Here is an 11,124-nt window from a genome sequence, read left to right on the forward strand (position 1 = left end):
CCCATCTTGCGGGCGGTCGGCGCCAACTGCTCGACCAGCCCGTGCAGCTCGGCCACCGCCTCGGGGGCAGGCCGGTACGGCTGGCCGGTGGCGACGGCGAGATCCCAGCCGTGCACGGTCAGGTCCAGCAACGCCATGCCGCCGACGACGGTCTGCGGCATGCCCATGCCCGGCGACACACCTTCCAGGGTGGACGGGTCCGACCAGGCCGCGACCAGGCGGTCGGTCTCCGCCCCGAACCGGTCCCGCCAACCGTCCGCCAGGTGGTCCGGCTTCGCGGACCACTCCACCGGCCGCTTCACGGCCAGCTCCTGGAAGTTCACCACCACCTCGAACAGGTGGTTGAGCAGGTCGCGGACCAGGTAGTCGCGGCACGGCGTGGGCAGGTCGAGTTGGTCGTCGGCGATGCCGCGTACCACGTCGACGGTTCGCGGCGCGGCAGCCGCCAGCAAATCGCTAGTCTGAGTGGCCATAGGGCCAGCGTATGAGGGCGGTCTTGAAAAAATGCGACAGCGACCGCGTGGCGACAGCCGGGGCATCCTCGACCCGGAACGCCTGCTGCGTGAGGTCCGCTTCCGTCGGCACCTGCCGGCGGAGTCGCTACGCCCGTGGATCGAGCACTACTGGCTGATCGACTGGGCGTTGAGCGCACCGTTCGAGCAGCGGATCGTGCCGCACCCGGCGGTCAACGTGGTGTTCCAACGCGACGGCGACGGCCCGGAGACCGGCGAGGTGGCCGGGGTGGGCCGCGACCTGTTCCGGATCACGCTGGCGGGCACCGGTCGCGTCTGCGGGGTCCAGTTCCGCCCCGGTGGGTTCCACCCGTTCTGGCGTCGACCGGTCGCCGAGCTGACCGGCCGCCGGCTCCCCCTGCCCTCCGGCCGGCTGACACTCCCCGGTGCCCCGGTGTGCGCGGGCACCGACGACGATCGCCGCAGCGCGCTGGACGCCCTGCTCACCGCGTGGGCGCCCACCCCCGACCCGGCGACCGCGGAGGCCGTCCGGCTCGCCGAGGCCATTCGCACCGACCGGACGGTGCTGCGGGTCGACGACCTCGCCGCGCGACACGACCTCCCGGTCCGCCGGTTGCAACGGCTCTTCACGGAGTACGTGGGGGTCGGGCCGAAGTGGGTGATCCGCCGCTACCGGCTCCAGGAGGCTGTCGAGCAGGCCGCCGGCGGGCCACTGAACTGGGCGGGCCTCGCCGCCGACCTGGGCTACAGCGACCAGGCCCACCTGGTCCGCGACTTCACCGCCGTCACCGGCGTGTCCCCCGCCGCGTACGCCCGCTCGGTCCACTGACCGCCCGGCGCCGCTCTTCCCGGGCGCGATCCCGACGGTCTGAAGCCGTCAGTTACGGCGCAGCACGACCACGGCGACGTCGTCGTGGATCTCCGGTGGGGCCAGTTCCACCAGCAGGCGGGTACAGAACCGCTCCAGGTCGGCGTCCACCGTGCTGGAGACCGCGGCGAGCGCGGCCAGCCCCTCGTCGATGGTGGCGTCGCGGCGCTCGATCAGCCCGTCGGTGTAGAACACCAGCGTCGCCCCGGCCGGCAGCACGAACTCCAGGTCGGCCGGACGGGGAGCGCGGACGCCGAGCAGCGGCGCGGAGTGCTGCACGAACTCCACCTTGCCGTCCACGGTGAGCACCGGCGGCAGGTGACCGGCGCTGGCCAGCCGCACCCGCCCGGTCGGCGGGTGCAGCAGCAGCACGCAGAGCGTGGCCAGCTCGTTCGGCAGCAGGGTCCGCATCAGCTCGTTGACCCGGTGCAGGATCTCGCCGGGTTGGTGGCCCTCGACCGCGTACGCCCGGACGGCGTGCCGCAGCTCGGCCATCACCGTCGCCGCGTGCAGCGAATGGCCGGCCACGTCGCCGATCGCCAGCAGCAGGTGCCCGTCGAGCATCACCAGCTCGTAGAAGTCGCCGCCCACCTCGGTTTGGGCGCTGGCCGGCTCGTAGCGCACCGCCAGGTCCAGCCCGGCCACCTCGGGCAGCCGGCGCGGGAGCAGGCTGCGCTGGAGGGTGACCGCGATCCGGTGCTCCTCGTCGAACGAGCGCTGTGCCTCGACCGCCGCCGCCACCGCCTGGGCCAGCTGCACCAGCACCGGGGTGCGGGCGGTCTGGGTGGCGGTGGGGACCACCACGTACAGCGGCGCCCGGTCCTCCCGCAGGCGGGCCGCGGCCACGGTCACCGAGTCGTCCGCCGGCCAGTCGAGCAGCCCCCAGGTCGCCGGCGCCTCCACCCGGACGGTGGAGCCGGTCGGCACGCCGGTGTCGTCGACGACCCACGGCACCACGGCGGCCTCGGCGCCCGGACCGGCGCAGATCCCGGCCAGGCAGTCACCATCGAACGTCTCGGCGATCACCGCCGCCGGGCTCTTGAAGATCTGCGCGGCACCAGCCGCGGCGGCCTCCAGCAGTTGCGTGAAGGTCGACGCGGCGTGCACCGCCACCGTCGTGTCGGCCAGCCCGAGCAGCCGCTCGGCGAGCAGTTCGGCGCGCTGGCGGGCCTGGTAGTAGCGCAGCACCGCCCGCGCGGTGGCGATCAGCTCCTCCGGCTCGATCGGCTCGGTCAGGTAGGCGTCCGCACCCCGGGTCAGCCCCTGGGCCCGGTCGGCCACGTCCACGGCGTGCGCCGACACGTGGATCACCGGCATCGCCGGGTGCGCCTCCTTGATCCGTTCGCAGACCTCGTAGCCGCTCAGGTCGGGCAGGCGGACGTCGAGCACCACGAGGTCGATGCGGTCCGCGTCGACCCGGGCCAGCGCCTCGGCGCCGTTCTCCGCCTCCAGGACGGTGAACCCGGCCCGGGTCAACCAGCTGACCAGCAGGTAGCGCTTGGTGCGGCTGTCATCGACCACCAGGACGGTCGCCGGCCCCCCGTCCACCGTCAGGCTCCGCCGACGGGCAGGGAGACCGTGAATGTGCTGCCCCGGCCCGGCTCGCTGGTCAACTCCAGCGTCCCGCCGAGCAGCGTCACCACGCGTCGGGCGTACGGCAGGCCGAGGCCGGTGCCGCCGACCCGGGTCGCTCCCGGCACCTGGTAGAACTCCTCGAAGATCCGTTCGTGCAGTTCGGGCTCGATGCCCGGGCCGGTGTCGCTCACCGTGAGGATCCACCGGTCGTCGTGTCGCCGTGCGCGCAGTCGCACCTCGCCGCGCTCGGTGAACTTCAACCCGTTGTGCAGCAGGTTGCGCAACACCTGGCCGAGCAGCACCTCGTCGGTGCGCAGGACGGCCGGCGTGGGGGGCTCCTCCACCACCAGTTCCACGTCCGGTCGGGTGGCGAGCGCCCGCAGCGTGCCGCGCAGTTGACCGAAGACCGGGCGCAGGTCCACGTCGGCCCAGTCCGGCTCGATCCGGCCGGACTCCGCCTTGGCCAGATCCAGCAGATCGTTGACCAGCCCCAGCAGGTCCGCCGCCGAGGAACGGATCAGATCGACCTGACGGGCCTGCTCGGCGGTGAGCGGGTCGGAGGCGGAGTCGGTGAGCAGCCGCCCCAACCCGATGATCGCGGTGACCGGGGCGCGCAGCTCGTGGCTGACGTTCGCCAGGAACCGGCTCTTGGACTCGCTCGCCGCGCGCAGCTGGGCCGACTTCTCGTCCAACTCGGCGTAGAGGGCGACCACGCCCCGGTTGGTCTCCTCCAGCTCCTCGGTGAGCTGGTTGTAGAGCGCCAGCACGCCTCGGTTGGTCTCGGCCAGCTCCTCGTTGAGCACAGCCAGCTCGTCGCGTTGGCTGCGCACCTCGTCGAGCGCCGCGATGAGTTGCCCGTTCTGCACGGTCAGCTCGTCCAGCGCGCTGGCCGGCGCGGTGCGGCCGAGTTCCGTTCGGAACTCGGCGAGCCGCTCCGGTGTTGGCGTCGGCGCGTTGGCCGGGACTCGTCGGGACATCCTCACGACCGTAACCCCCTCGACGGTCGACGTGCTCAGTGTGTCGACCAGTCGGGACACGGCGCCGGACTGCGGCTCGTACCGGCCGCCGGGCAGTGGGGCCACCGGGGCCAGGTCGGCGCGGAGGTGGAACCGGCCGTCGGCGCCCGCGTCGACGTGGAAGGCGACGTCCGCGCCTCCGACCATCCGCAGCAGGTCCCGGGCCACCTCGCTGAGCGCGGTGGCGATGCGGATCTGGTCCTGGTGTTCCAGACCGACCACGGAGGCCACCTCGCGGCCCCGCTGGCGGATCACGAAGATGTCCTGCTCGATCCGTAGCGCCATCTGCAGCAACGGCAGCACGCCCGGCTCCCCGGTCATTCCCAGGACCTCGCGACCAGTACGCAGGCGTCGTCGCGTCGCACCCCGGCGTCGCGCAGCAGGGTCGCCGCCATCACGAGCGGGGACCGCTCGGCCAGGCCCGGGTAGTCGGCCAACCGCCAGCGGTCCACCACCCCGTCGCTGTGCATCACCAGCCGCGCGCCCGGGCCGAACGGGTAGTCGTACTCCCGGACCCTCGGCCTCTGGTGCCCGGCGATGCCGGGCAGCGACACGAGCCCTCGGCGCTGGCCGTCGCCCTCGACCACCACGCCGGCGATGTTACCCAGCCCGGCGTAGTGCAGCAGGCCGTCCGCCGGCGCCAGCTCGGCGACCGCCAGCGCCGCGCCCCGGGTGTACGACATGGTCCGGTGCAGGTGACTGACGACGGTTGCCGGGGGGCCGGCCGGGGCGTCGCGGAACGCGGCCAGTGCCGCCGCGGTGGCGGCGGCGGCCAGCGGACCGTGCCCCAGGCCGTCACTGACCAGCACCTGTCGGCGGCCGTCGGCGATCCGCACGGCGTAGCCGTCGCCGCTGACACTCTCGCCGGCGAGCGGCCGGGTGAGAGCGCCGGCCCAGGACGGTTGGGCCGGTTCGGCCGGCCAGACCTGCACGGCGAGGACCGTGCCCCGGCCGGGCAGGGAGTACGCGTCGAACCAGCTGGCCTGCCGGGCGATGGCGCCCAGACCGATGCCGAGTGTGCCAGCGGTGGAGTGTCCGTCCCGGGACGAGAGGGTCAGGTCGGCCATGCCGGGCCCGGAGTCGATGGCCACCAGCTCCACGCCGGCCTCACCGGCGCGGCGTACCGGCCGGAGCAGCAGGACACCTTCGTCAGCGTGCTTGACCAGGTTGCTGGTCAGCTCGGCGGCGACGATGGCCAGGTCGGCGATGCGCGGCTGACCCATCTCCACCTGCTCGCCGAGGCGCTCGGCGGCGCGCCGAACCGCGCTGGCCGCGCTGGTGGCCTCCACCCGGAACCAGATGCCGCTGTCGGTGACCGCGTCCCCGTTCACCGGGACCACTTGGTGACCGTGATGCGGGTGCCGGTCTCCGCGGACGTGTCGATGTGGAAGTCGTCGACGAGCCGCCGGGCGCCACTGAGCCCGAGGCCGAGGCCGCCGCCGGTGGTGTAGCCGTCGGTGAAGGCCAGGTCGAGGTCGGGGATGCCCGGACCGGAGTCGACGAAGACGATCTGGACGCCCCGGCGCCGCCCGTTGTCGACGGTCGTCACCTCCACCGAGCCACCGCCGCCGTACACCAGGGTGTTGCGGGCCAGCTCGCTCGCCGCGGTGACCACCTTGGTCTGGTCGACCAGGGAGAGCTTGACGGCCACCGCCACGGCGCGGACCAGTTGCCGGACGCGCACCACGTCCTCGTCGCTCCGGATCGCCTGCGCCTGCGGGCCCAGGTCGACGCCCGCGGTCACGGCGTGGCCGTCTCGGCGTCCGGATCGTCGTCGAGCTGGTACTCGTGCTCGTCGGCGCGGGCCGCGGCGATCAGCTCCATGCCGCGCTCGACGTTCAGGGCGGTACGGATGCCGTTCAGCGACAGCCCCAGTTCGACCAGGGTGATGGCGACGGCGGGGCGCATTCCGACCACCACCGTCTCCGCGTCGAGCACCTTGGAGATCGATGCGATGGTGGAGAGCATCCGCCCGACGAAGGAGTCGACGATGTCCAGCGCGGTGATGTCGATGATGACGCCGTGGCAGCCCGTGGCGACGATCCGCTCGGCGAGGTCCTCCTGGAGCTGGACCGCGGTCTGGTCGGACATGTCGAGCTGGATGGAGACGAGCAGGATGTCGCCGATCTTGAGGATCGGCACCCGTTCCATCAGGCGTCCCGGCGCGGCTGGCGACGCGCGGTCTCCACCCCGGTCAGCCGCAGCACGTGGCGCAGAGCGTCGGCCAGGCTGGCCTTGGTGGCGATGTCGCCGAACTCGATGCCGAGCGCGACGATGGTCTGCGCGATCTGCGGGCGGATGCCGGAGATGATGCAGTCGGCGCCCATGAGGCGGGCGGCCACCACGGTCTTCAGGATGTGCTGGGCGACCTGGGTGTCCACCGCCGGGACGCCGGTGATGTCGATGATCGCGTACGGGGAGCCGGTGTCGACCAGGGTCTGGAGCAGCCGCTCCATGACCACCTGGGCCCGGGCGGAGTCCAGGGTGCCGACCAGCGGGACCGCGACCACGCCCTCCCAGAGCTTGACCACCGGCGTGGAGAGCTCGAGCAGCTGCTCGGCCTGGTCGGCGATCAGGCTCTCACGGGTGCGCACGAAGCTCTCGAAGGTGAACAGGCCCAGCTCGTCGATCAGACCGGAGTAGGCGACGTAGTCGCGGAGCTTGTTGTCGCCGCCGGCCTCCTCCACCAGCTCGGCCACCACGTCCTTGAGCGCGAAGATGCTGATCGCGGTCTCGGTCGCGGAGAAACCCTGCCGGGCCCGCCCCCGGGACAACTCGGAGAGCGTGGCGCGCAGTTCGGTGGCGTTCTCGGCGGGCAGGTCGATGGCGCCCTGCTCGCCGGTGCTGACGATGGCGTGGTGTAGGTCCTGGACCTGCCGGCGCAGCTCGGCCTGGCTCAGCCGGCCACGCAACGAACCGGCGATGATCTCGGTCCACCGCTGCGTCACCCGCTCGGCGTTCCCGCTGAGCAGCGCGGCGAGCCGACCACTTTCCTCGGCGCTCAACGCCATTGCGAAACCCCCTAGACCTGGACCGGGCGGACTCTATCACCGGGGGCTGGTCAACTACTTGCCGCGTAGCAACGAAATGATGATGGCCACCGGATCCGGGCTCCCGTTCTGCGTGTGACCCCTGTCGTGGGATACCGTTCCCCCGATAAACAGGAGGTCTGGCGAATGTCCTTGACGGTGCACACGGAACAACGCGGCGACGTGGTCGTCGTGTCGGTCGCGGGCGAGCTGGACATGGCGACCGCACCGCAGTTGCAGGACCAGATCACCGATCTGCTCGACAAGGGCCGCAACCGGCTGGTGTTCGATTTGTCGGACGTCTCGTTCTGCGACTCGACCGGTCTGTCGGTCTTCGTCCGCGCCAAGAACAGCTGCGACGAGGCCGGCGGCGTGGTGCGGCTGGCCGCCCCGCAGCGGGGGGTGCTGCGCATCCTCGAGGTGAGCGGCCTGGTCGAGGTGCTGCACACCTATCCGACGGTGGATCAGGCCGTCGCTGGCGACCCGACGCCAGCCTCCTCCTGACCGCCGCCGCTCGTCACTCGTCCTCGACGTAGCGGGGACGGGCGATCGCCATGCCCGCCGTCGTCTGCACGGCGAGCGCGACCAGCAGGAATCCGATCGGCGCCGTCCAGCCGCCGGTGACCTCGTAGAGGATGCCGACCAGCAGCGGACCGAGGGCGGCGATCACGTACCCGGTGCTCTGCGCGAACGCGGAGAGCGCGACGGTTCCCTCGGCGGTGCGTGCGCGCAGCCCGATGGTGGTCAGGATCATCGGGAACGCGCCCTGCCCGATTGCCAGCAGGATCACCCAGAGCAGCGCGGCGCCGTGCGGGGCCAGCGCCAGCCCGACGTAGGCCAGCGCCGACGCGGCGGTCAGCCCGAGCACCAGCGGACGCAGCGTCGTCAGGCGGCCGGCCAGGGTGGGCATCAGCAGCGCGATCGGCACGCCGAGCGCGGTCACCCCGGCGAGCAGCAGCCCGGCCGACTCCGGCTGGTAGCCGGCGTCCCGGAACAGCTGGGCCAGCCAGCCCATGATCGCGTACCCGCTGAGCGACTGCGCGCCGAAGTAGACGGCCATCGCCCAGCCCAGCCGGGTCCGTGCCGGCCGGACCCGCGCCGGCGCGGCCACGGCCGCCGTCGGGGTCGCCCGTCGCGCGGCCGCCCGGGTGCGCAGTGCCAGCGGCACCCACGGGAGTACGGCGACCGCGGCCATCGCGGCCCAGACACCGAGCCCGGCCCGCCAGGACCCGAAGGCGTGCGCGATCGGCACCGCCGACGCGGCGGCCACCGTCGTGCCCACGGTCAACGCCATCGTGTACGCCCCGGTGACCAGGCCGGTGCGGTGCGGGAAGTTCTGCTTGACCAGCATCGGCAGCAGGATGTTCGCGACCGCGATGCCGGCCAGCGCCAGCGCGCTGGTGAGCAGGAAGACCCAGGTCGAGTCGGTGGCCACCCGGAGCACCTGACCGACGGCCAGGGCGAGCATGGCGACCACCAGGACCCGGGCCGGCGCCACCCGGCGGACCAGCCACGGGGTGAGCGCGCCGAGGGCGGCGAACGCGATGGTCGGCAGGGTGGTGACCAGACCGGCGGTGGTCCCGGAGAGCCCCAGACCGTCGCGGACCTCGTCGAGCAGGGCGCCGAGGCTGGTCACCGCGGCGCGCAGGTTCAACGCGACCAGCAGCATCCCGACCAGCACGAGGGCTCCGCCGGTCGCCGGGTGGGTCCGACGGCCCGCACCGGGATCGCGCACCGCACCGGGGTCGACGGCGACGGGGGCGGGAGGCGCCGGAGCGGCGGTGGGTGGCGGGGTCATGGCTTCCAACCTACAATCATGGGATGAATTTGGGACCGGTGATGTAACCAGTGCCACCGTCGGTCGATTCCTCCTCCACGCCGCCGGTGCCGCCCCGCGGCCACCGGGTCCGGCAGACCATCGAGGAGCTCCGGGGCCGGATCCTGGGCGGCGAGTGGCCGGTCGGCGGCCGCATCCCCACCGAGCCCCAGCTGGTCGCCGCGCTGGGCGTCGGGCGCAACACTGTCCGCGAGGCGGTCCGCGCCCTGGTGCACGCCGGGGTGCTGGAGTGCCGGCAGGGCTCCGGCACGTACGTGGTGTCCACCGACGAGCTGGCGCCGGTGGTGGCCCGCCGGCTGGGCGACGACCGGATGACCGAGGTCATCGAGGTGCGGCGCGCCTTCGAGGTGGAGGCCGCCCGGCTCGCCGCGCTGCGGCGTACTCCGGCCGACCTGGCGGCGCTCGACGGCGCGCTCGCCGAGCGCGAGGCGGCCTGGCACGGTGGCCGGGTCGACGCGTTCGTCGAGGCGGACGCGGCGCTGCACACCGCGGTGGTCGCCGCCGCGCACAACGCCATGCTCGCCGAGCTGTACGCCTCGGTCGGCACCGCCCTGCGCAGCACGGTCGCCCAGGCGATGGGGGACGCGCTCACGCCCGAGCGCTACGTGGACCACACCCGGCTGGTCGAGGCGATCCGGGCCGGCGATCCGGGCATGGCGGCGATCGAAGCCGGCGCTTTTCTGGAGCCCGCCCGAGGGGCATAGGTTGTGCCCGACGGAAAACCGGACACCTCGGGAGTACGGATGCTCAAGGGCTTCAAAGATTTCATCATGCGCGGCAACGTCGTCGATCTGGCGGTCGGTGTCGTCATCGGTGCCGCGTTCACGGGCGTGGTCACCCAACTCACCAAGTCGTTCCTCGAGCCGCTCGTTCGGGTGATCATCGTGCTGATCACCGGCAACAAGAACGGTCTCAGCGGCTCGACCCCCACGTTCCGTGGCATCGCGTTCGACTGGGTGGCCTTCGTCAACGCGACGATCACCTTCCTGCTCACCGCGCTGGCGCTCTACTTCCTGGTCGTCTACCCGATGAACCGGCTGGCCGAGCGGCGCAGGCGCGGCGAGGAGCCGCCGCCCTCGGCGCCGAGCGAGGAGGTCAAGCTGCTCACCGAGATCCGGGACGCGCTGGTCTCCGCCGGCCACACCACCCCTGGCCAGCAGCGCGGGGCGCTGGACGACGTGCTGGGCCGTCGCACGGAGCCGCCGGCGCCGCGCTGACCGACGGATGCACATCGGCCCCTGTGGGAATCCCGCAGGGGCCGCATCTTCTCGTACGTGTGTTCGATAGAGTCCGGCCATGGAGCAGCGGAAGCACTGGTGGAACGGGAAATGGGGGCGGCTGGCCCGACGGGACGTCTTCCTGCGGGTGGACGCCGACCGGTGGCACGTCGAGCAGCGGGCCGGCGGGGCCGAGGGCATCTCCCGGTTCTACGAGTACGGCAGTGTGGACGAGGCCGAGGAGACGGTCCGGGCGCTGCTCGACGGCCCGGACTCCTGGCGCGAGCTGTCCCCGCGTCCACCCGGCGGCTGGGCCCCGCCGACCAGCTGAGCGGCCGGGCGCCCGACGGCGGCGTTTAGCGGCGTACCGCCCCGGGAACCGCGTTGGGATGGACCAGCAGGACGAGCAGCAGGCGACCATCTCGCGGATCACCACCGGGATGTCGGTGATCGACCCCGCCGGGGCCGAGGTCGGCACAGTGGATCTCGTCCAGCGGGGTGACCCGAACGCGGTGACCGTCCAGGCGCCGACCGCTGATCCGGGCAGCAGCCTGGACGAGCTGATCGAGGCCACGGCGGTCGAGGAGCCCGAGGTGCCGGCCGACCTGGCCGCCCGGCTGCTGCACGGTGGCTACCTGAAGGTCTCCACCGAACTGGTCGGCGCCGGCGCGGTCTACGTCCCGGCCGACCGGATCGCCGCCGTCTCGGACGGCCGGGTACGCCTCACCGTCGGCCTCGCGGACCTGCCCGCCGAGGAGTGACCGACCAACGACGGGCGTCACGTCTTCCGCCGGGCTTCCTCGCGTTCCCGGAGCGTCGGATGGGTCCGGGTATCGGCACCGAGCGCCTTTGGAGCTGATGTCGCAAGCGACTCAGCCGACGTGATGTCGCATGCGACTCATCGACGTGATGTCGTATGCGATTCAGCCGACGTGATGTCGCACGCGACCCAGCCGACCTGATGTCGCACGCAACCCAGCCGACGTGATGTCGCACGCAACCCAGCCGACCTGATGTCGCACGCAACCCAGCCGACGTGATGTCGTATGCGATTCAGCTCCAAAGGGAGGCAGACCCGGGCTTGCCCTCGGCCGGCAGCGAATCGGCGG

General features: G+C 72.5%; 14 protein-coding genes. 6 read left to right on the top strand and 8 right to left on the bottom strand.

Translation table 11 applies throughout. From position 1 onward, the window contains the following. On the bottom strand, window positions 1-473 hold a 473-nt coding region (locus DKT68_RS03710; protein WP_109816038.1), incomplete at its 3' end, for a TIGR03086 family metal-binding protein. A gap of 31 nt (window positions 474-504) precedes the next feature. On the opposite strand from DKT68_RS03710, the gene DKT68_RS03715 reads away from it, so the two are divergent. Next, a complete protein-coding gene (locus tag DKT68_RS03715; RefSeq protein WP_109816026.1) occupies window positions 505-1,302 on the top strand; it encodes a helix-turn-helix domain-containing protein in 798 nt (265 codons plus the stop codon). A 48-nt stretch (window positions 1,303-1,350) separates the two neighbouring features. Here the strand turns inward: DKT68_RS03715 and DKT68_RS03720 are convergent, their stop codons facing one another. Genes DKT68_RS03720 through DKT68_RS03745 form a run of 6 tightly spaced genes read right to left on the bottom strand, consistent with a single transcriptional unit; the run spans window position 1,351 to window position 6,943 of the window. Beyond that, the gene (locus DKT68_RS03720; RefSeq protein WP_109816027.1) at window positions 1,351-2,889 is read right to left on the bottom strand and encodes a SpoIIE family protein phosphatase; all 1,539 of its coding nucleotides are present in this window, start codon (window positions 2,887-2,889) and stop codon (window positions 1,351-1,353) included. A gap of 2 nt (window positions 2,890-2,891) precedes the next feature. Then, window positions 2,892-4,253: a sensor histidine kinase gene (locus DKT68_RS03725; RefSeq protein ID WP_109816028.1), complete on the bottom strand. Its 1,362-nt coding sequence runs from the start codon at window positions 4,251-4,253 to the stop codon at window positions 2,892-2,894. Then, window positions 4,250-5,263: a SpoIIE family protein phosphatase gene (locus DKT68_RS03730; protein WP_109816039.1), complete on the bottom strand. Its 1,014-nt coding sequence runs from the start codon at window positions 5,261-5,263 to the stop codon at window positions 4,250-4,252. Before DKT68_RS03730 ends, DKT68_RS03725 begins: the two co-directional genes overlap by 4 nt. Next, window positions 5,260-5,676: an ATP-binding protein gene (locus DKT68_RS03735; RefSeq protein WP_109816029.1), complete on the bottom strand. Its 417-nt coding sequence runs from the start codon at window positions 5,674-5,676 to the stop codon at window positions 5,260-5,262. The genes DKT68_RS03730 and DKT68_RS03735 overlap by 4 nt, the downstream gene beginning before the upstream one ends. Beyond that, window positions 5,673-6,083 (bottom strand): STAS domain-containing protein, encoded by a 411-nt coding sequence (locus DKT68_RS03740; protein WP_109816030.1) that lies wholly within the window; start codon window positions 6,081-6,083, stop codon window positions 5,673-5,675. The genes DKT68_RS03735 and DKT68_RS03740 overlap by 4 nt, the downstream gene beginning before the upstream one ends. Then, on the bottom strand, window positions 6,083-6,943 hold the full coding sequence (locus tag DKT68_RS03745) for an STAS domain-containing protein (protein WP_109816031.1): 861 nt from the start codon (window positions 6,941-6,943) through the stop codon (window positions 6,083-6,085). Before DKT68_RS03745 ends, DKT68_RS03740 begins: the two co-directional genes overlap by 1 nt. A gap of 165 nt (window positions 6,944-7,108) precedes the next feature. On the opposite strand from DKT68_RS03745, the gene DKT68_RS03750 reads away from it, so the two are divergent. Continuing rightward, complete coding sequence (locus tag DKT68_RS03750; RefSeq protein WP_109816032.1) at window positions 7,109-7,465, top strand: STAS domain-containing protein; 357 nt, start codon at window positions 7,109-7,111, stop codon at window positions 7,463-7,465. 13 nt (window positions 7,466-7,478) lie between these two features. Here DKT68_RS03750 and DKT68_RS03755 read toward each other — a convergent pair whose 3' ends face one another. After that, window positions 7,479-8,759, bottom strand: a complete 1,281-nt coding sequence (locus DKT68_RS03755) for an MFS transporter (protein WP_109816033.1) — start codon at window positions 8,757-8,759, stop codon at window positions 7,479-7,481. 50 nt (window positions 8,760-8,809) lie between these two features. On the opposite strand from DKT68_RS03755, the gene DKT68_RS03760 reads away from it, so the two are divergent. From DKT68_RS03760 to DKT68_RS03775, 4 genes are all read left to right on the top strand, one after another. Further along, window positions 8,810-9,502 (top strand): FadR/GntR family transcriptional regulator, encoded by a 693-nt coding sequence (locus DKT68_RS03760; protein ID WP_109816034.1) that lies wholly within the window; start codon window positions 8,810-8,812, stop codon window positions 9,500-9,502. Between the two features lie 39 nt (window positions 9,503-9,541). After that, on the top strand, window positions 9,542-10,015 hold the full coding sequence (mscL, locus tag DKT68_RS03765; RefSeq protein ID WP_109816035.1) for a large conductance mechanosensitive channel protein MscL: 474 nt from the start codon (window positions 9,542-9,544) through the stop codon (window positions 10,013-10,015). Between the two features lie 79 nt (window positions 10,016-10,094). Beyond that, entirely contained in the window at window positions 10,095-10,346 is a 252-nt protein-coding gene (locus DKT68_RS03770; RefSeq protein WP_109816036.1) for a hypothetical protein, read from the top strand. A gap of 58 nt (window positions 10,347-10,404) precedes the next feature. Beyond that, complete coding sequence (locus DKT68_RS03775) at window positions 10,405-10,776, top strand: hypothetical protein (protein ID WP_109816037.1); 372 nt, start codon at window positions 10,405-10,407, stop codon at window positions 10,774-10,776. Window positions 10,777-11,124: the final 348 nt, after the last annotated feature.

Source organism: Micromonospora acroterricola (assembly GCF_003172955.1).
Taxonomy (GTDB): Bacteria; Actinomycetota; Actinomycetes; order Mycobacteriales; family Micromonosporaceae; genus Micromonospora; species Micromonospora acroterricola.

What these genes read in the sequence shown, in the direction of transcription:
- DKT68_RS03750 (WP_109816032.1), top strand. Translation starts at nt 7,109, where the DNA reads ATGTCCTTGACGGTGCACACGGAACAACGCGGCGACGTGGTCGTCGTG.
- DKT68_RS03745 (WP_109816031.1), bottom strand. Translation starts at nt 6,943, where the DNA reads ATGGCGTTGAGCGCCGAGGAAAGTGGTCGGCTCGCCGCGCTGCTCAGC.
- mscL (WP_109816035.1), top strand. Translation starts at nt 9,542, where the DNA reads ATGCTCAAGGGCTTCAAAGATTTCATCATGCGCGGCAACGTCGTCGAT.
- DKT68_RS03755 (WP_109816033.1), bottom strand. Translation starts at nt 8,759, where the DNA reads ATGACCCCGCCACCCACCGCCGCTCCGGCGCCTCCCGCCCCCGTCGCC.
- DKT68_RS03770 (WP_109816036.1), top strand. Translation starts at nt 10,095, where the DNA reads ATGGAGCAGCGGAAGCACTGGTGGAACGGGAAATGGGGGCGGCTGGCC.
- DKT68_RS03775 (WP_109816037.1), top strand. Translation starts at nt 10,405, where the DNA reads ATGGACCAGCAGGACGAGCAGCAGGCGACCATCTCGCGGATCACCACC.
- DKT68_RS03740 (WP_109816030.1), bottom strand. Translation starts at nt 6,083, where the DNA reads ATGGAACGGGTGCCGATCCTCAAGATCGGCGACATCCTGCTCGTCTCC.
- DKT68_RS03725 (WP_109816028.1), bottom strand. Translation starts at nt 4,253, where the DNA reads ATGACCGGGGAGCCGGGCGTGCTGCCGTTGCTGCAGATGGCGCTACGG.
- DKT68_RS03715 (WP_109816026.1), top strand. Translation starts at nt 505, where the DNA reads ATGCGACAGCGACCGCGTGGCGACAGCCGGGGCATCCTCGACCCGGAA.